At 37.7% G+C, this 19965-nt stretch carries 14 protein-coding genes; 7 read left to right on the top strand and 7 right to left on the bottom strand.

What is annotated here, in order from left to right; all coding sequences use genetic code 11:
• Positions 1-13 precede the first annotated feature (13 nt).
• Complete coding sequence (locus H7254_RS21025; RefSeq protein ID WP_301934843.1) at positions 14-2035, top strand: protein-disulfide reductase DsbD; 2022 nt, start codon at positions 14-16, stop codon at positions 2033-2035.
• A gap of 82 nt (positions 2036-2117) precedes the next feature.
• On the opposite strand, the gene H7254_RS21020 is transcribed toward H7254_RS21025, so the two are convergent.
• Complete coding sequence (locus H7254_RS21020) at positions 2118-2699, bottom strand: RNA polymerase sigma factor (RefSeq protein WP_301934842.1); 582 nt, start codon at positions 2697-2699, stop codon at positions 2118-2120.
• Between the two features lie 292 nt (positions 2700-2991).
• On the opposite strand from H7254_RS21020, the gene uvrA reads away from it, so the two are divergent.
• Entirely contained in the window at positions 2992-5814 is a 2823-nt protein-coding gene (gene uvrA, locus H7254_RS21015) for an excinuclease ABC subunit UvrA (protein WP_301934841.1), read from the top strand.
• 259 nt (positions 5815-6073) lie between these two features.
• On the opposite strand, the gene H7254_RS21010 is transcribed toward uvrA, so the two are convergent.
• Both H7254_RS21010 and glyA read right to left on the bottom strand, forming a co-directional pair.
• Positions 6074-6484, bottom strand: coding sequence for a DUF4293 domain-containing protein (locus tag H7254_RS21010; RefSeq protein WP_301924403.1), 411 nt, complete (start codon positions 6482-6484; stop codon positions 6074-6076).
• 16 nt (positions 6485-6500) lie between these two features.
• Complete coding sequence (gene glyA, locus H7254_RS21005; RefSeq protein WP_301934840.1) at positions 6501-7781, bottom strand: serine hydroxymethyltransferase; 1281 nt, start codon at positions 7779-7781, stop codon at positions 6501-6503.
• A gap of 179 nt (positions 7782-7960) precedes the next feature.
• On the opposite strand from glyA, the gene H7254_RS21000 reads away from it, so the two are divergent.
• Genes H7254_RS21000 through H7254_RS20985 form a run of 4 tightly spaced genes read left to right on the top strand, consistent with a single transcriptional unit; the run spans position 7961 to position 13437 of the window.
• Complete coding sequence (locus H7254_RS21000; RefSeq protein WP_301934839.1) at positions 7961-8953, top strand: sugar phosphate nucleotidyltransferase; 993 nt, start codon at positions 7961-7963, stop codon at positions 8951-8953.
• Between the two features lie 56 nt (positions 8954-9009).
• Entirely contained in the window at positions 9010-9957 is a 948-nt protein-coding gene (locus tag H7254_RS20995) for a nitronate monooxygenase family protein (RefSeq protein ID WP_301934838.1), read from the top strand.
• A 51-nt stretch (positions 9958-10008) separates the two neighbouring features.
• On the top strand, positions 10009-12402 hold the full coding sequence (locus H7254_RS20990; protein WP_301934837.1) for an SLBB domain-containing protein: 2394 nt from the start codon (positions 10009-10011) through the stop codon (positions 12400-12402).
• A gap of 6 nt (positions 12403-12408) precedes the next feature.
• A complete protein-coding gene (locus H7254_RS20985) occupies positions 12409-13437 on the top strand; it encodes a hypothetical protein (RefSeq protein ID WP_301934836.1) in 1029 nt (342 codons plus the stop codon).
• On the opposite strand, the gene H7254_RS20980 is transcribed toward H7254_RS20985, so the two are convergent.
• The 4 genes from H7254_RS20980 to H7254_RS20965 all read right to left on the bottom strand — a co-directional run bounded on the left by H7254_RS20980 (position 13432) and on the right by H7254_RS20965 (position 17962).
• Positions 13432-14742 (bottom strand): ABC transporter permease, encoded by a 1311-nt coding sequence (locus H7254_RS20980; protein ID WP_301934835.1) that lies wholly within the window; start codon positions 14740-14742, stop codon positions 13432-13434. The genes H7254_RS20985 and H7254_RS20980 overlap by 6 nt on opposite strands.
• A 29-nt stretch (positions 14743-14771) precedes the next feature.
• Positions 14772-15701 carry an ABC transporter ATP-binding protein gene (locus H7254_RS20975; RefSeq protein WP_301934834.1) on the bottom strand — a complete coding sequence of 310 codons (930 nt, stop codon included), beginning with the start codon at positions 15699-15701 and terminating at the stop codon, positions 14772-14774.
• A gap of 166 nt (positions 15702-15867) precedes the next feature.
• Complete coding sequence (locus H7254_RS20970; protein ID WP_301934833.1) at positions 15868-17436, bottom strand: NAD(P)/FAD-dependent oxidoreductase; 1569 nt, start codon at positions 17434-17436, stop codon at positions 15868-15870.
• A gap of 133 nt (positions 17437-17569) precedes the next feature.
• Positions 17570-17962 carry a DUF3127 domain-containing protein gene (locus H7254_RS20965; RefSeq protein ID WP_301922017.1) on the bottom strand — a complete coding sequence of 131 codons (393 nt, stop codon included), beginning with the start codon at positions 17960-17962 and terminating at the stop codon, positions 17570-17572.
• Positions 17963-18654: 692 nt separating this feature from the next.
• Here H7254_RS20965 and dnaA point away from each other — a divergent pair.
• A partial coding sequence (dnaA, locus tag H7254_RS20960) for a chromosomal replication initiator protein DnaA (RefSeq protein ID WP_301934832.1) occupies positions 18655-19965 on the top strand: 1311 nt, incomplete at its 3' end.

Below are 19965 nucleotides of genomic sequence, written 5' to 3'. Positions count from 1 at the left end.
TTATAATTTTAAAATGATAAAACAGGTAGTATTATCGGTGGTGAGTTTTTTTTTATTACTCACCCTTGCTGCACAGGATAAGCAACCTGTGCAGTTTAGTTTTAATAAAGAAGATAAAGGCAACGGGGAGTTTATATTGCATATTACCGCAAAGCCTGCCCCTGGTATAAAGTTATTTTCTATTCAAAAAATTTCGGGCGATTTACCTGTAAATACCATAATCACATTTGATTCAACTATAAAAAAGTATTTAGCCGACAGCGTTATTGAAAAGGGAAATCTGCAAACTAAAACAGATGCCGCATTCAATAATGCTGCGATAAAATTTTATACGGATTCTGTGCAATGGCAGCAGAAAATAAAGTTAATTTCGGGTGATAGTATCCGCATCATCGGCAATATCAATTACTATTATCAAAAAGGCGAAAGTGTAGAATCGGCTGATCAACGGATCTCAATGCAGTTTGAATACAAAAGTGCATCTACTGAAATTTCAAAAGTTACAACAGCAACAAACCCCGATTCTGAAAAATCATGGTTTACATTATTATTAAGGGGTATTGGTGCCGGCCTTTTGGCTTTTATAACTCCCTGCGTTTACGCCCTGGTGCCAGTAACTGTTAGCCTGTTTTTAAAAAGAAGTAAAACTCCAAAAGAAGGCAGGAAAAATGTTCTGTTTTATGCAATTTCAATAATATTTATCTATGCTGCCATTGGCGCATTTGCATCCATAATTCCGAGAACTTTTTGGAACAATATGTCCACAAACTGGATATTTAATAGTTTTCTATTTCTTATGTTTTTAATTTTCGGCATTTCCTTTTTAGGTGCGTTCGATATAAACCTGCCTTCTTCCTGGGCAAATAAACTTGATAGTAAATCAAATTCAAAAAGCTACGCTGGTATTTTCTTCATGGCATTTACGTTGGTAGTAGTTTCCTTTAGCTGTACTGGTAATTTTGTTGCACTAATATTGGGTACATCAGGCGGCAAAGCTGGCAATTTTGGGCCGGTGATTGGAATGTTTGCTTTTGGCTTTGGTCTGGCATTTCCTTTTATTATTTTCGCTTTTTTCCCAAAACTATTGACAGTGTTAACCAAAAGTGGCGGTTGGCAGAATGCATTAAAAGTAACATTGGGGTTTGTTGAGCTGGCGTTTGCGCTTAAGTTTTTAAGCAATGTAGATGTTGCAAAAAACCTGCGTATTTTAGACAGGGAAGTGTTTATTGTATTATGGGTAGTTATTTTTACTTTACTTGGTTTTTATTTATTGGGTAAACTAACTTTTAAACACGATAGTGAGTTGCCAAAAAATGACTGGGGCCTGCAATACATACCGATACCAAGGTTATTCCTGGCTATTGCATCCCTGGCATTTTCATTGTATTTAATTCCTGGTTTATGGGGAGCGCCATTAAATGCAGTTTCTGCTTTTGTGCCGGCAGCCGGCACGCAGGATTTTATATTGTACAGCCAATCTGAAAAAACCTCCGCTTCCGGTAACAATGTTTCCTTAACTTCAGCAGCATTGCCACCAGTAAAATATGTAAAGCGATTGAGTAATTATGAACCACTGGCTGCCAAACAAAATAACTTAACTATTTACTACGATTATAAAGAAGCACAGGCTGCATCAAAGGTTTTACATAAACCCATCATGATAGATTTTACCGGCATACAATGTGTAAACTGCAGAAAATTTGAAGCAACTATCTGGTCAGACCCCGCTGTAATATCAAAAATGAAAAATGATTTCGTAGTAGTTTCTTTATTCAGCGATTATGATGATGAAGAATTACCCGACAATGAAAAGTTTTTTTCCAAAGCTTTGAATGGACAGGTTGTAACAGTGGGCGATAGAAATGAAGATTTGCAACAGCAACTGATACAGGCCAGCGGCCAGCCCAATTATGTGTTTGTAAACAGTGATGGCAATTTATTAGTGCCAGGTGGCTATGGATACGACCCGACTAAAGGGGCAAAAGAGTTTGCCGCCCATCTGGATAGAGTGTTGGAAATATATAAAAAGCAATAGCGCAATACTTTTCTTATCAAAAAAATAAAACCCTTCACAATTGTGAAGGGTTTTATTTTAAACGGGGGTTACATACTAAGTTTTATAATGCAATTTGTTTTTCTGCCATCATTTTACGCATGTTGATCAAGCCATAGCGCATACGGCCTAGAGCTGTGTTGATACTGCATTTGGTAAGATCCGCAATTTCTTTAAAACTAAGGTCTGCATAGTGACGCATAATGATCACTTCACGTTGGTCTTCAGGTAAAAGGTCAATCATTCTGCGAACCCTGTCATGACTTTGATTTTGCATCATCTTATGCTCAGCACTTGGTTCAAAGAAATTAAGCACTTCAAAAATATCACGGTCGTCGCTGGTTTTAATGCTCGGACTACGTTTTACTTTTCTAAAATGATCTACGCAAAGATTGTGTGCAATGCGCAGTGCCCAGGGCAAAAATTTACCCTCATCTGTATATCGTCTGCCTTTCAGCGTATCAATAATACGGATAAACACATCCTGAAACAGGTCTTCTGCCAGGTACTTGTCTTTTACAAGCAAATAAATTGAGGTGTAAATTCGGTCCTTGTAACGTGTTACAAGTGTTGAAAGAGCGTCAGTGTCTCCATCCATGTAAAGATGTACTAACTGCTGGTCGGTTAAATTAATCAGGCATTTCATAAACTTCTACAGTTTTTGTTGGTTTAGGACTTTTGTTTGGAAACCAATAAGAGAGAATTGAGCGTAGAAGTTCTATAGATAGGCGTTCAGGCTTTTCACTTTACTGGATATTGGACTGTGAAAATAGGAAGAAATTTTGAATTGCCAAATTTTTCTTAAATTTTTTTTTTGGCATCTTTTGTAATAAGAATTACACACACAATGAACGATAAAAATAAGTGCCTGGATTTTGGCAAGACGCTCACAATATTTATACAGCACAAAAAGAACACACTATTTTTGCAAATCAATTATGACTACTACAAAATCAATCAATAAAAAAAAGGCGATTATTTCTGTAAATAATGCTGACGGAATTTTTATAAAAGGTGCAAGGGTTCACAATCTGAAAGATGTAACGGTAACAATACCACGCAATAAACTGGTGGTGGTTACGGGCGTTTCAGGTTCGGGTAAATCTTCCTTAACCATTGATACATTATTTGCCGAAGGCCAGCGGCGTTACGCCGAAAGTTTAAGTGCTTATGCCAGGCAGTTTATGCAGCGTATGAACAAGCCCGATGTAGATTACATAAAGGGGCTTTGTCCTGCCATTGCGATAGAACAAAAAGTAATTACCCGTACGCCCAGGAGCACCGTAGGCAGCATGACGGAAATTTACGACTACCTGCGGTTGTTGTTTGCAAGAACCGGCAAAACCATTTCACCCATAAGCGAAAGGGAAGTAAAAAAAGATGATGTAGCTGATGTGTTAAAAGCTATTCGCAATTTAAAGGATGGTGATAAAGTATTGTTGCTGGTGCCTTTTAAACTGCATGCCAACCGGGATGTAAAAGAAGAATTAAATATTCTGATGCAAAAAGGATTTTCAAGAGTGGCTTCTCCAAACCCTTTAAATGCCGGAGCTTTTGAGCCGCACCGCATTGAAGACTTACTGGAAAATACACCGGTTAATCTTTCAGCAGAAACCTGTCTTTTGATTGACAGGCTGGTTGTAAAAACATTTGATGAAGATGATACCCACCGGATAAGCGATTCGGTTGGGATTGCTTTTTATGAAGGCGAAGGAAGCCTGATGCTGGAAATAAACGGTAAAAAAATATTATCCTTCAGCAATAAATTTGAGCTGGATGGAATACAGTTTGAAGAGCCGGTACCCAATTTATTTTCGTTTAACAATCCCTTTGGTGCCTGCCCAACCTGCGAGGGTTTTTCACTGGTATTGGGTATTGATTCCGACCTTGTAATTCCAAATAAACAGTTAAGTGTTTATGAAGGTGCAGTAGCACCTTGGAAAGGAGAAAAACTGAGTTTGTGGAAAGAGCAATTTATAAAGGCAGCAAAGAATTTTAATTTTCCGGTACATACGCCCATCATTGACCTTACAAAAGAACAATACCTGTTGTTATGGGAAGGTAATAGTTACGCCAATGGCATCAACGATTTTTTTAAAGAAGTAGAGCAAAATTTATACAAGGTGCAATACCGTGTATTGTTAAGCCGCTATCGTGGTAAAACTCTTTGCCCTGATTGCAAAGGATACCGCCTGCGTAAAGAAGCATTGTATGTAAAAGTGTGCGGTAAACATATTGGAGAATTGTGTGAATTACCCGTAAAAGATCTGCAGGTTTGGTTTGATCAGTTAACGCTGAGTGCCTATGATGAAAAAGTAGCCAAAAGAATTTTGATAGAAATTCATCACCGCATTAAAACACTCACAGATGTAGGGCTGGACTATCTTACTTTAAATCGGCTGGCTAATTCTTTAAGTGGTGGCGAAAGCCAGCGGATACAACTTACAAGAAGTTTAGGCAGCAATCTTACCAGTTCTTTATACATCCTGGATGAACCATCCATTGGCCTGCACAGCAGGGATACCGAAAGACTGATACGTGTGTTAAAAGAATTAAGAGACCTGGGAAATACAGTGGTGGTGGTAGAGCATGATGAGATGATGATGCGGGAAGCAGATTACATTATCGATATGGGGCCATTAGCCAGCCACCTGGGTGGGGAAGTAGTAGCAGCAGGCAATTACAAGGAATTGATTGCTGATAAAAATAGTTTAACGGGAAAATATCTTAGTGGTGCATTGAGCATTGAAGTACCCAAACACTTACGCAAATGGAACCAGAGTATTACAGTAGAAGGTGCCCGGCAAAACAATCTTAAAAATATAAATGTACAATTTCCATTGAATGTTTTTTGTGTGGTAAGTGGTGTAAGCGGCAGCGGTAAAACAACATTGGTAAAACAAATATTGTATCCTGCTTTACAAAAAATTAAAGGCGAAGGAGTGGACAAAGCCGGTTTACACAAATCCGTTACCGGCGATCTGGATGCGATTGCCCAGATAGAAATGGTAGACCAGAATCCTATCGGCAAATCTTCCCGCAGTAACCCGGTTACCTACATTAAAGCGTATGATGAAATAAGGGAATTGTATAGCAAACAACCGCTTAGTAAAATGCGGGGATTTTTACCCAAACACTTTTCATTTAATGTGGATGGCGGCAGGTGCGATGCCTGTAAAGGTGAAGGTGAACAGGTGGTTGAAATGCAGTTTCTGGCAGATGTACATTTAACCTGTGAAGTATGCGGTGGTAAACGGTTTAAAGAAGAAGTGCTGGAGGTTACCTACAAAACAAAAAGTATTTATGATGTGCTGGATATGAGCGTAGATGATGCCATTGAATTTTTTAAGGAAGAAGCCGATGTAGCAAAAAAAATACAGCCCTTAAGCAACGTAGGCCTTGGTTATGTAAAGCTGGGCCAAAGCAGTAATACGCTTTCTGGTGGCGAAGCGCAGCGGGTAAAGCTGGCTTCGTTTTTAGGCAAGGGGAAATCGCAGGGTAATATTTTATTTATTTTTGATGAACCAACTACCGGGCTACATTTTCATGATATAAAAAAACTGCTTACTTCTTTTAATGCATTGATAGAACAGGGCCATACCATTTTAGTAATTGAACACAATACCGATGTAATAAAATCTGCAGACTGGGTAATTGATCTTGGCCCCGAAGCGGGTGATGCCGGAGGTAATCTTGTTTTTGCAGGTAAGCCGGCAGATTTAAAAAAATGCAGGGAAAGTTATACGGGAAGGTTTTTGTAAAAATTATGTATTTGTCTTTTTCTGAGAAACGAAATTGAAGAAAATAGTAGACGGTTTTAGATTACTGTAAAATAAGAAAAGAAAATTATTTTTGCCGGTTGCCTTCGCATTGATACCCTTCAACGGGAAGGTTAAAGGATAATTGAAAGATGATGTTGAAAAGTGCGACGCCAATGAAGTTAAATCAGGGGCAAATGCAGGGCAAAAAAAATCCTGACCTGTAAATAGCAGACCAGAATTTTTTAATAAATGTGTTGTATTACCTTAACCTGTTACTATCTTTTATCAATTTTTCATCTTTGTTAATTCCGCTGGCAGCCAATACCAGTGCGGATATTACAACAAGATGCAACACCGCAGTAAAAGCAAAATCGCCCCTGGAAAAATCTTTCAGAGACCGGAAATACAAGACGATTAACAATACATCAAGTAAAATAGCAGCCATACAAAGCCTCAGCTGTGTTACCCTGTTTTTAAATAAAAAAATGGTGAGTAAGGTTAGTATGCCCAATGCGATGGTGGGTATCATCAGCGTTAAATTTTCTGTACCATTTAGCTGGTGGTATAAGTTATCGGGCAAATAAGTACCGCTGTAAAAAGATAGCTTTAAGGTTAGAAAACTAACGATGGATGCTGCTAAAAGCCAGATAGATTGAATGCGCTGTATCATACAATAATTTTAATTTTTATCCAAGTTCAGGATATAAAATAAATTGACCCATAAATTCATTTACCTGGCCCCGGATGGTGCTGATTACTTTTTCATCACCGGCATTCATCAGCACATTGTCTAATACATTTACTACAAACTGCATGTGTTCTTCCTTCATACCACGGGTGGTGATGGCTGCCGTTCCTATCCGTATACCGGATGTAACAAAAGCACTTTTATCATCAAAAGGAACCATGTTTTTATTTAAGGTAATATCTGCCTTTACCAGTGCCTGCTCAGCTTTTTTACCACTGATATTTTTGTTGCGCAGGTCAATCAGCATTAGGTGATTGTCGGTACCATTGCTTATCAACTGATATCCTTTTTCTACAAAAGCTTTGGCCATGGCCTGTGCATTTACTACTACCTGTTTGGCGTAATCTGTAAATTCATCGGTTAATATTTCTCCAAAGGCGATTGCTTTTGCTGCAATAATATGTTGCAACGGGCCGCCCTGTATGCCCGGAAAAACAGCCATGTCCATCAGGTTACTCATCAGGCGGGTATTGCCTTTTATATCCTTTAAACCAAACGGGTTTTCAAAATCTTTTTTCATTAAAATAATTCCTCCCCTGGGGCCCCGCAAAGTTTTATGGGTGGTAGAGGTAACAAAATGGCAATGTTCAAACGGCGAACTTAATAATCCTTTGGCAATTAAACCGGCAGGATGTGCCATATCACACTGAACAAAAGCACCCACTTCGTCGGCCACTTTTCGTATGCGTGCATAATCCCAGTCGCGGCTATAGGCAGAGGCTCCGCAAAAAATCAGTTTTGGTTTCAATGCCCTGGCTTTTTCTTCCAAAGTATCATAATCAATTAACCCTGTTTCTTTTACTACGCCATAAAAATGTGCTTCGTACAATTTGCCGGAATAATTTACCGGTGAGCCATGGGTAAGATGTCCGCCCATGCTTAAATCCAGTCCCAGTATGATATCACCAGGCTGCAACACCGCTAAAGCTACGGCTGCATTGGCTTGTGCTCCACTATGGGGTTGTACATTGGCATAATCGCAGCTAAAAATCTGTTTCAGGCGGTCAATGGCTAATTGTTCCGTTTGGTCTACAATTTCGCACCCTGCATAATACCTTCGGCCCGGATAACCTTCTGCATATTTATTGGTCATAACACAGCCCGATGCCTGCATTACCTGTAGGGAAGTAAAATTTTCTGAAGCAATCAGTTCAATGCCATGCCTTTGGCGGTTCATTTCCTGGCGTATTAAATCAAAAACCAATGTATCTCTCTGCATGCGATATTTTTAAGTTGCAAAGATACAAAGCCAATATTACTTTGACAGTCCCTTTAAAAATAAGGGCATTGTTTATGATGTAAAGTCTACACAAAAATCACTACATTCACAAACTGTTTAAATAGAGTAACATCTTATTATCAATAAAAATACAGCACTTAGCAGTGTAAGGTTTTATCATGAAGGCCATTATTCCCGTTGCAGGCGCAGGCACAAAATTGCGTCCACACACTTACACACAGCCAAAGGCTTTAATACCTTTAGCGGGTAAAACCGTTTTAAGTATTATTATTGATCAGTTGCACGAAGCAGGGATCAATGATTTTATATTTATTGTAGGCTACCTGGGAGAAAAAATTCAGGATTATGTAAAGGCAAAATATCCACACCTTGTTTGTCATTTTGTTTATCAGAACGAAAGATACGGAACCGGCCATGCCATTGATCTTGCCAAAGAAATTATTGGCAGCGAAGAAGTGTTTATAGTATTGGGAGATACCATTGCCGAGTATGACGTAAAACAAATACTGAATGTTCCTTTCTCCATGCTGGGCGTAAAAAAAGTAGATGATCCCCGCAATTTTGGTGTGGCGGAAATTGAGGATGACGGGTTTATAAGCCGGGTTGTTGAAAAGCCGGCCATTCCTAAAAGTAATATGGCACTGGTGGGCATTTATAAAATAAGGGAAACCGATTTATTGTTTACCTGTCTTAAAAAAATTATAGAGAAAAAAGATATTGCACGCAATGAATTAAGCCTTACAGATGCATTGGAATGCATGATACAAAGCGGTACAAAATTCAAATTTTTTAAGGTGCAAAACTGGTTTGATTGTGGTAAAAAAGAAACCCTGCTGCTATCCAACGCCACCCTGCTGAAAAAATTTGGTGGTAAAGTACCAGAGCTGGATAAGTACGAAAATACCATTATCATTCCGCCGGTTAGTATTGGCGAAGGTTGTGATATAAAAAATTCTGTCATTGGTCCCAATGTTACAATAGGCGATAATACTTTATTGAATTACACCATTGTAAAAGACTCTATCATCGGATCGTTTTCAAAATTATATGATGTGGTGCTTGACGATTCTTTAATAGGCAGCGATACGGGTATTAAAGGAGAAACAAGGTCGTTGAATATTGGGGATAACACAGATATTGACCTCGGATAAGCCGGTAGCAGTCTGCGATTTATTTATTGTTACAAGTTTAGCAAAAGCAGCAACACATGTCGTCTTTCACTAACAGAATTACACAACTCTTTGGTATCCGTTATCCCATTATACAGGCAGGGATGGTTTGGGCCAGTGGCTGGCGGCTGGCAAGTGCAGTAAGCAATGCCGGCGGATTAGGTTTAATTGGAAGTGGCAGTATGCAGCCGCTGGTGTTAAAAGAACACATTCAAAAATGCAGGGCAGCTACAAATAAGCCTTTCGGAGTAAACGTTCCGCTGTTGTATCCAAATATTGATCAGCACATTCAAATAATTATTGAAGAAAAAGTACCGGTGGTATTCACTTCTGCGGGTAACCCTGCCACATGGACAACAGTACTAAAACAGGCCGGTATAAAAGTAGTGCATGTGGTTAGTAGCAGCAGGTTTGCCGTAAAGGCGCAACAGGCAGGATGCGATGCTGTTGTAGCAGAAGGTTTTGAGGCAGGTGGCCACAATGGAAGAGAAGAAACAACTACCCTTGTTTTAATTCCTGCAGTTTGCAATGCAGTAGCCATACCGGTAATTGCTGCAGGCGGCATTGCTACCGGAAGGCAAATGCTGGCTGCTATGGTGTTAGGTGCCGAAGGGATACAGGCAGGCAGCCGTTTTGTTGCCAGCTACGAATCATCCGCACATCAAAAATTTAAAGAGGCTGTAATTAACGCCGCTGAAGGAGACACGCAGCTTTCATTAAAACAACTAACTCCCGTAAGACTACTGAAGAATAAATTTTTTACAGATGTGCAACAAGCAGAACTGAACGGCGTTTCTGTTGACACTTTAAAAAATTTATTGGGAAAGGGAAGGGCAAAAAACGGAATGTTTGAAGGCGACCTTGAGAATGGAGAACTAGAAATCGGACAGGTAAGTACTCTGATCAAAAACATTCAACCCGCCGCCGATATTGTAGATGAGCTGTGGAAAGAGTTTGAATTTGCTTTACAACGTCCACTGAAATAAATTATTATATTTGCTTAGTTTCAAAAATTATTGTTCATTAACCCATAACAAATGCAATGTATTTTTAAGTTTTTAGTGAAGAAATTTGCAGTGGTGTTATTTAGTATAACGTTTCTTTCCCTATCCGCTTACAGCCAAAACACAGAGCCTTCCTCACAAAGCCTGAAGGAATTATTACCCGCTGGGGTGGATCCAACGCAGTTGACAAAATCGGGCTTTGATAGTTATTTTAAAGACAATAACCAAAGTAAAAAAGGGACTGACAGAAGCAAGGAAAATCCGGTAATAGCCAAAAGGCTTGAAAATAAAACGCTTGACAAAGACAGCATCTTAAATGAAAACGGAGGGACGTTAATGTATAGCCCTAAAAAAATATATGGTGCAAATGTTTTTCAGAATGCAGCTATGTATGATATCGGGGAGCTATCCACGCCACCGCTTGATTATCCAATTGGTGTAGGCGATCATATAGTAGTGGCTTTATGGGGCGGCGGCGAATACCAGGAGGATTATGTGGTAGCCCGCGATGGTGCTATCTTTCCCAACAGTTTGGGTAAAATTTCTGTACAGGGGCTAACTTTTGAAATGGCCCGTTCATTAATTTATGCAAGGTTTAAAAGTGTGGTACCGGCAAATACCAATATACAAATAACCCTGGGAGCGCCACGTACTATTAATGTAAATGTTGGAGGAGAGGTTGAAAGCCCGGGGCCTGTTACCGTTTCTGCATTTTCCAATGCTTACAATGTAATTGGCCTGGCAGGAGGGGTTACCGAATTTGGTAGTTTAAGAGACATACAGGTTAAGCGAAACGGTAAAATTATTGAAACAATTGATGTATATAAATACCTTGCCTCGGGCGAGATGCAAAGCCGTATTTATTTGCAAAATAATGATTTTGTATTTGTAAGTAATGAAGTGATGAAAGTACTGGCAACAGGCCAGTTTAAACGCCCCATGTATTATCAACTTAAGAAAGACGAAGGCATAAAAGCATTGATTAAATTTTCGGGTGGGTTTACATCTGATGCCCTTACATCGGCCGTGAAAGTTATACGAAATGAAAATGAAGACCAGGTAATTCATGATGTAAATGTAACAGCCATCATAAAATTATCCAATCAGGATTATGAGTTAAAAGATGGAGATGTTGTAAGAGCAGATTTAATAAAAGCGGGGTTTGTAAATAAAGTTGAGATAAAAGGCCCCGTAAAATATCCAGGCACTTACGAAATAAGAAAAAATGATCATTTGTTTGATGTAATTAACAGGGCTGGTGGAATTACAAAAAGTACTTACCTCTCAAGAGCCTACATATTTCGCGGTGCAGGAGATTCTACCAGTATCAAATCGGATAGGCTGGAAGTAGATCTAAGTGATTTTCAAAATAGCAACAACGGTTCAAGTATCAATAATGTGATATTAATGCCAAATGATATAGTCCAATTATTTTCATCTAATGAATTTGGTGACCAGCAATTCGTTGATATTTTTGGTGAGGTACGCAAGGAAGGACATGTGAGGAAATACGGCGGTATGAACCTGCAGGACTTGCTATATTTATCAGGAGGTTTAAAGGAATCTGCAGAATACGGCAGGCTTGAAATTTCGAGCATTGTAGATATTGATTCTGCCAGGCAAGGATTAAAACCAACCCGTAATATAATTAGGTCATACGCTATTCAATCAAACCTGGAACTGGATTCTGCCGCAGCTAAAGTTATTTTAAAACCATACGACCAGGTATTCGTAAGAAAAAATCCAACCTTTGAATTACAGCAAAATATTCAGATTTTAGGCCTGATAAAATATGCAGGGTATTATCCCCGGCTTAACAGGTATGAACGGTTATCATCTTATATAAAGCGGGCAGGAGGTATTTTAGAAAATGCCAATATTGGAGGCGCAATACTGTTTAGAAAAAAGCTTGACTTTTTAAGAGAAAAAATTCTATATAAACCAAAGAAAGATTCACTCGGAAATTTAATTAAGGACAGTGCAATACTTAACCTCGAAGAACCAGTAAGTATAGATTTATACTCGGCGATAAAATATCAGAATTCTGCCTACGATATTATATTGCAGGAAAATGATGTCGTATATATTCCCGAAATAAATCCATTTATTACAGTACGCGGAAAGGTACAATCCCCTTTAAAAATTACTTTTGATAAAGAACATGCCAACCTGAATTATTATATTGATAAGGCCGGAGGTTTTGGTGTACGGCCATGGCGTAAAAGAATTTACGTAACTTATGCCAATGGTAAAAGCAAGCAGACAAGGAATGTTTTATTTTTTCATCTTTATCCTAAAGTGGAGGAAGGGGCTACCATTACTGTTCCAACAAGGCCAGAAAATAAAGATTTTACAAATGCATTGGCAACCGCTGCTACAACGGCAATTCCATTAATTATTACCTATCTGATTTTTAAGATTAAATAAAAAAAATTGACAAGTACAGTATTAATAAGAAGCATTTTTTATAAGCTTAAACAGTACAAAATAGCCGTGATAGGGTGTGGTATTTTCTTTGCCTTATTATTCTTTTTTTATGTAAGGCATAACAGGCCGGTTTATACAGCTAAAGCAACCGTTTTTCCCTTATCCACTCAAACCGAAAATTCAATTTCAACCAGTGCTTTAAATGGTATTTTAGGAATAGAAGGCAATTCTAAAAGCTTTAGTGGCGATGCGGCTATTAATATTGTTGAACTTACTTTAAGCCGCAATGTAAGGCAGAAAGTAGCACTTACCCGCTTACCGCAATTTGATAATAAAACGATTACCGAATTAATTGCCGATGATTTAAATGCTCATGCATCTTTTTGGGAAAATACCATTAAAATACCTGCTGATAGTGAAGCAATAGCATCGTTAGGAGGCGAATTATTAAGTGAAGATATTACTGCGAAGATGAGTAAAAATGGTGTACTGGAAATATATTTTAGCAGTTCCGATAAAAAACTGATAACTCCCATTACAAATGTTTTTATAGAAAAATTATCACAGTTTTACATAGATTTAAAAATTTCGAAAGCACTGGCCGATTATTATTTTACAATAAAGAAAATAGATTCATTGCAGGATATGCTAACCCAGGTAGATAAAAAAGCCGTCGTGTTGCAAAATACAACTTACTTTACCCCAGCCGACCGATTGGAATATGGCTTGCCGAAAGAAAATTTATCAATGGAAAAAAGCCGCATTTTAAGGCAGCGGGATTTATCTGTAAACAACAGAGAAGAAGCTACCTGGCGTTTGCAAAAAGCTACTCCCATCATTTCAGTACTTGACAAACCAACTGAACCTTTTATAATGGTAAAAACATCTTCTGTTATTTTTGGTATTATAGGGTTTTTTGCCGGCTGTTTTATCTGCACTTTATTCTTAATTAGCGGTTTAATATATACCTATGCAAAATCAGAAATTTATAAAAGTGTTTTTGGAGATGAACCTGAATTACCGCTTCCTTTATGATTTTCTGAAAGCCCACTTAAACATCTCTTTCCAACTTGCTTTTTTGCCATACATTAAGATACCGGTTCTGTAAATTTTAGCTGCAAGCCAGGTAGTAAATAAAAAGCCGGCAATCAGCAGGGCCATTGATACCACCAGTTGTTGCCACGGAATACCGCTTGGAATACGCGCCATCATTACAATGGGTGATGTAAAAGGGATCATACTTGCCCAAACCATTACTGTACTATCAGGAGTATTTAAATTACTTGCCATAATTATAAACGCAAAAATAATGGGCATGGTGATGGGCAACATCAGTGATTGCGCTTCCTGCGGATCTTCATTTATCACACTGCCAATGGCTGCAAATAAGGAAGCATAGAAAAGATAACCGCCCAAAAAATAAAATATAAAACAACTGATAATCTGTATCCAGTTTACATGACTTATCGTTTGTTTAACATCCATCAGTTTTAGTGCCAGGGCATTGTTACCGCCCATGGGCATATTCTTGTTCATTTCACCAGCCTGCTGTACCAACTCATGCGGAATAAATGCGCTTATTACGGTAGACAAAACCAATATTAAAACAATCCATAAAAAAAATTGTGTTAACCCTACAGCGGCGATACCTAAAATTTTACCCATCATCAGTTGAAATGGTTTTACACTGCTCACAATTACTTCAGCAATGCGGTTTGTTTTTTCTTCCATTACGCCCCTCATTACCATGGCGCCAAAAATAAACATGGTAATATAAATCAGGATGCCGCTTGCAAAACCTATCCCATAATTTAGCTGCGCATTCACTTCCTGCGATTTTCCCTTTTCTGAAGTTAAGCGGTTGTAAATGGTAAAAGCTCCGGTTGATTGTTTGCTGATACTATCAAGCGTTTCTTTACGGATGCCTTTTTTTTGCAATTGGTTAATTTCAAAAGCTCTGTCCAGCCTGCTTTCTATCAGTCCCTGTGCATCAATGCCCAATTGTTTTTTTGAATGGATGGTAAATTTCCTTGTAACAGAATCGTTATTTAAATTCAATACTGCATCATATCCTTTGGCAGAAAAACTGGTGCTGTCAACGTTGGTTGTAAAATCAAAAATCAAACTGACAGAATCGCCTTTTAAATTTGCCCTAAATATACCCGGGTCATTGGTTACAGCAACTTTTTTTAATTTTTCTTTTGATGATATAGCAAAAAAAGCACTGCCAAAAATAAACAGCAACATTACAACGGGCAGTAAAAAAGTAGACAATAAAAATGTTTTATTGCGTACCCTGGTTAAGTATTCTCTCTTTAGTATCAGCCAGATCTTATTCATATATGATGATGTAAAATGGTAATCAAAAATTAATTAATTGTTTCAAATTGCCTTGCTTCGGGAGTACCTTCTACCAGTTGAATAAAAATTTCATTTATAGTGGGTAATACTTCGTTAAAAGAATGAACAGGAATATCCTGGCTGATGAAAAACTTTAGTACATCATTGGTAGTACTGTCCTGCAATAGTTTTAGCATCAACTCATTTGGTTGATGTTTAATTACCTCAAAAATGTGGGTAATCAGATTATACGCATTGGTGCTGGCACCCAGCCTGTAAATATTTTGTTTAAACTGATTTTTTATTTGCGTAACTGTGCCATCTAAAATTTTTTTACCCTTATTGATTAACATTATATGATTACAAATTTCTTCTACCTGCTCCATTCGGTGTGTACTAAAAATAACCGTACTGCCATTTTTAGCCAGGTTAAAAATTTCATTTTTTATCAGGTTGGCATTTACAGGGTCTAATCCGCTAAAAGGCTCATCGAGTATAATTAATTCAGGCTCATGTAAAACGGTGATAACAAATTGTAATTTCTGGCTCATGCCTTTGCTTAAATCTTCTACCTTTTTGTTCCACCAGCTTTCCATTTCAAATTTTATAAACCAGGCCTTTATTTTTTTCATGGCATCGGCCCTGCTTAAGCCTTTTAACTGTGCCAGGTAAAGCGCCTGTTCGCCAATTTTCATTTTTTTATACAACCCCCTTTCTTCGGGCATATAACCAATATGGCCCACATCTTTTATCGGGTCAAAAGGCTTACCATTTAAAAAAATCTCACCATTGTCAGGATAAAAAATTCCTGTGATCATCCGGAGCAAAGTTGTTTTGCCTGCGCCATTGGGCCCAAGCAATCCAAATATACTTCCCTGTTCGATAGAAAAACTTATGTTGTCGACAGCTTTTTGAGTGGTAAAATATTTTTGTACATTTTTCAGCTCCAGAATATTCATGGGTTATTTTATTAGGATGTAAGATTAAAGAAAATAATTAGAAAATCAGAACATATGAAAATTGCTCAATTTAAAGTTCTTTCAATACAGATAATAATATTAAAGCAAGATTTCATCTTCACATGAAGCAATTTTCACATCTTCACATTTTCGAATTGAGCAATTGTCAAATTTTTACATTTGCTATTTGCCTGGCGATGCGTTCACCATCCATGGCAGCACTTACAATGCCACCGGCATAACCGGCGCCTTCGGCACAGGGATATAAATTAGTAAGTTGGGGATGGGTTAATTTTTCTGCATCTCTGGGTATTTTTACTGGAGATGATGTACGGCTTTCCGTGGCAACTACCACCGCTTCATTGGTAAAATAGCCTTTCATTTTTTTGCCGAATGCAACAAATCCCTTTGCAAGTGCATCGTAAATAAATTCAGGTAAAACCTCATTCAGCGGCGCCGCTATAATTCCTGGCTGGTAAGAGCATCCAGGTAAATCGGCAGATAGTTTTTTTCTCGAAAAATCAACCATCCGTTGTGCAGGGGCTACAAATTTTCCTCCGCCTGCAGTAAATGCCTTTTCTTCTATATATTGCTGAAACTCCAGCATCGCTAATTCACTGGTAGTATTTACATTTTTTTTTCTAACTACATCATCCAGTCCTACCTGCACTACCATACCGCTGTTGGCATAAGGGTTATTTCTTTTAGATGGGCTCCATCCGTTTACCACCAGCTGACCGGGTGAAGTTGCAGCCGGAGCAATGATACCGCCGGGACACATGCAAAATGAAAATACACCACGGCCATTTATTTGTTGCACCAGGCTATAGGCTGCTGCAGGTAAAAATTCTCCTCTTGCAGCACAGTGGTATTGTGCTGCGTCTATTAAACTTTGCGGATGTTCTACCCTGACACCCAAGGCAAATGGTTTAGCTTCAATCAGTAATTGTTTTAGATGGAGCAGTTCAAAAATATCATGGGCCGAATGGCCGGTTGCCAAAATAAACGCATCACCATCAAACATATTTCCATCAGCCGTTTTAACTGCTTTTACTTTTTCATTTACAATGATAATGTCTGTTACTTTTTTTTCAAATAAAAAGTCACCGCCGCATGCTTCTATCTGTTGCCGCATGGCAGTTATAATGGCGGGTAATTTGTTGGTTCCAATGTGTGGGTGGGCTTCGTATAATATTTTTTCTTCGGCACCAAAATGTACAAACAGATGCAATATTCTGTCGATATTTCCCCGCTTGTTACTTCGGGTATATAATTTCCCATCGCTGTAAGTTCCTGCGCCACCTTCCCCAAAGCAATAATTACTTTCGGGGTTTACGATACCTTCTTTATTCAATAGGGCAAGGTCTCTTCTCCTTGCCCTTACATCTTTCCCTCTTTCCAGCAATAAAGGTTTAATACCAAGTTCAATCAGCTGTAATGCAGCAAATAAACCTGCAGGTCCGGCGCCAATAATTACTACTTTTTTTTGAGACTGGTGCACACTTTTAAAATCAAACGGTTGGATTATTCTTTTATGAAAGGGTTCATCAATAAATGCAGTAACAGTGAGGGTTACCCAGATGGATTTACCTCTTGCATCAACAGATTTTTTGAGGGTGTTATAACCGGTTATAGCAGTAACATTTTTACCGGTGGTTTTTGCCAGCAAGTCTATAACAGTTTTGTAATCTGCTGCTTGTTCAGGAAGTAATTTAAGAGAAATTTGTTGTTGCATACTTCTGAATTGCCTAAAAGGGCGTTTTGAAAAGTATGAAAATCAGTACTTTTCTTCAAAGCTTATTTCTTTTATTTTTGAATTGTAAAAAGTTGGAAAGTTTGTGTACTCATTGCTTCAATGGCATTGGATTTTAAAAGGGCAAATCATCAATTGCATCGGGTGATGTTGCAGAAAAAGTATCCAATGGCTCCATATATTCAGTATCGGCAACGCCCTTATCTGTGGCTGCCTGTAATACTTGTTCAATACGCCATGCATCTAAATTAGTGATGTAATTTACCTTACCATCCTTTTCCCACTTACTTCCTTTTATGTTAAAAGACACTTTTATTTCATCGCCGATATTTACTTTATCAATGATGGCAGTTTTATCCTGAATACACTGAAATTTTGCATAGCTGGTAATTGTTCTGCCGCCTATATCTTCTATTTTTTCTACTGCAAATTCCCTTGTTTTAAAAGTTTCGGTACGTTGAACTGTATCGTATTTGGCCACCAATTTGCCGGTTAATTCATAACTCATAATGTTGCTTTTTAGGGTGTAAAAGTAATATTAATTAGTATTAAATTTTTAACTCTTTATTTCTTTGCTACAATATTTATTGAATACCTTCCGTGGTTTAAATTATCATGTATCTAAACCCGGTTTAGTATGCGATGCCAAAATCTTTAAAATGTTTTTTGTAACATATTGCTCTTTTAGCTTTGATTGTACTGATACTAAAATTATCAGCTGAAAAAAATATTTATTGCTGTTGGGGGTTAGATAAACGCGTAACGGTAAGCTATAAAAAGAACCGGTTGAAGCTGTTTTTATTTTTATAGTGTTACTAAGATTGATAGGGCAATCTGCAGCTTTGATTCAACCAAAAAAATATTATTTTTCGAAGTAATAAAAAGCGCATTAGGTTCAAAAATAAAAATTAGAGTAAAACTACGTTCAGAAAAAAATGTTTTAAATATAACATAGACTGGAACTGAATTACAGAGATAAATTTGTATAGTTTTTTTAAAAAAATGAAAAATAAAATTTCTCAAAGTACCATACTGTAGTTACAATGTAAAAAACAAGTGAATAAAAAATTTTTTTTTCAACAAATTATTTTGATATTCGCTCCCCCCAACAAATATAGGTTCTCAATTACTATAAATAGAAGATGCTGAAATATTTTGAGTGTGGATAATTTTATAATTTCGTAAATTGCTTAAGGAACAATGGATAAAGTTTTTGATAAAGTATGGTCTAATTGTTTAGAGATAATCAAAGACATTGTAGAATGGCAACATTTTAAAACATGGTTCGAACCTATTAAACCCGTAGCACTTAAAGAAAAAGTATTAACAATTCAGGTACCAAGTCAGTTCTTTTTTGAATACCTGGAAGAACATTACATTAGCTTACTTGCTAAAACATTAAAGAGAGAGTTGGGTAAAGATGCCCGTTTGGAATACAGGATAATGGTAGATAGCGGTAACAGTAAAAATAAGCCGCTTACAATGGATGTACCTGGTCATGGTTTTAAATCATATTCAAATAATGAAATGGATTTTCCTCTTATTATAAACAACCCGGTTAAAAACCCATTTGTAATTCCTGGTCTTAAAAAGATGCAGATAGATCCGCAGTTAAACCATGCGTATACATTTGATAATTTTATAGAAGGAGACTGCAACAGGGTAGCAAGACGTGCAGGTAAAACGGTAGCAGAAAAGCCGGGTACTACTTCTTTCAATCCATTGGTAATTTATGGAGGTGTTGGATTGGGTAAAACACATCTTGCACAGGCCATCGGCAACGAAGTAAAACGTATCCACAATAACAAAGTGGTATTGTATGTAAGTTCAGAAAAATTTATAAATCAGTTTATAGATCATGGGCGCAATGGTGCAATCAACGACTTTATTCATTTTTATCAGTTGATTGATGTATTGATTATTGATGACGTACAGTTTTTTAACAGGGCCGAAAAATCACAGGATGCTTTTTTCTCTATCTTTAATCACCTTCACCAGAGTGGTAAACAGCTAATACTTACCAGTGATAAACCCCCTAAAGATCTTGAAGGTGTACAGGAACGTCTTTTAAGTCGTTTCAGGTGGGGTTTAAGCGCAGATATACAAGTGCCTGACTACGATACCAAGATTGAGATTTTAGAGAAGAAAATGAAGAATGACGGCTTGGAAATGCCTAAAGAAGTGGTAAAATATATTGCTTACAACATAAGCAGTAATGTTCGTGAACTTGAAGGGGCTTTGATATCATTGTTGGCACAATCTTCGCTCAACAAAAGAGAAATAGACCTTGAATTGGCAAAAAAAGTACTACGAAATTTTGTGAGATCTTCCAGTAAGGAGATTACGATTGACGCTATCCAAAAAATGGTTTGCGAGTATTTTGATGTGGCTTATGATAAGCTACTTCAAAAAACCCGCAAAAGGGAAATTGTACAAGCCAGGCAAATCACGATGTTTTTGGCCAAAGCGTTTACTAAAAATTCGTTAAAAACTATTGGCGAACATTTTGGT

Origin of the sequence: Ferruginibacter sp., assembly GCF_014377975.1 — a bacterium.
GTDB lineage: Bacteria > Bacteroidota > Bacteroidia > Chitinophagales > Chitinophagaceae > Ferruginibacter.
Note: the sequence above shows the minus strand (reverse complement) of the source record. Positions and strands in the feature narration are given on the sequence as shown.

Coding starts and splice junctions, on each gene's coding strand:
- uvrA (WP_301934841.1), top strand. CDS start 2,992: ATGACTACTACAAAATCAATCAATAAAAAAAAGGCGATTATTTCTGTA.
- H7254_RS20980 (WP_301934835.1), bottom strand. CDS start 14,742: ATGAATAAGATCTGGCTGATACTAAAGAGAGAATACTTAACCAGGGTA.
- H7254_RS21025 (WP_301934843.1), top strand. CDS start 14: ATGATAAAACAGGTAGTATTATCGGTGGTGAGTTTTTTTTTATTACTC.
- H7254_RS21020 (WP_301934842.1), bottom strand. CDS start 2,699: ATGAAATGCCTGATTAATTTAACCGACCAGCAGTTAGTACATCTTTAC.
- H7254_RS20995 (WP_301934838.1), top strand. CDS start 9,010: ATGTCGTCTTTCACTAACAGAATTACACAACTCTTTGGTATCCGTTAT.
- glyA (WP_301934840.1), bottom strand. CDS start 7,781: ATGCAGAGAGATACATTGGTTTTTGATTTAATACGCCAGGAAATGAAC.
- H7254_RS20965 (WP_301922017.1), bottom strand. CDS start 17,962: ATGAGTTATGAATTAACCGGCAAATTGGTGGCCAAATACGATACAGTT.
- H7254_RS21000 (WP_301934839.1), top strand. CDS start 7,961: ATGAAGGCCATTATTCCCGTTGCAGGCGCAGGCACAAAATTGCGTCCA.
- H7254_RS20975 (WP_301934834.1), bottom strand. CDS start 15,701: ATGAATATTCTGGAGCTGAAAAATGTACAAAAATATTTTACCACTCAA.
- H7254_RS21010 (WP_301924403.1), bottom strand. CDS start 6,484: ATGATACAGCGCATTCAATCTATCTGGCTTTTAGCAGCATCCATCGTT.
- H7254_RS20970 (WP_301934833.1), bottom strand. CDS start 17,436: ATGCAACAACAAATTTCTCTTAAATTACTTCCTGAACAAGCAGCAGAT.
- H7254_RS20990 (WP_301934837.1), top strand. CDS start 10,009: ATGCAATGTATTTTTAAGTTTTTAGTGAAGAAATTTGCAGTGGTGTTA.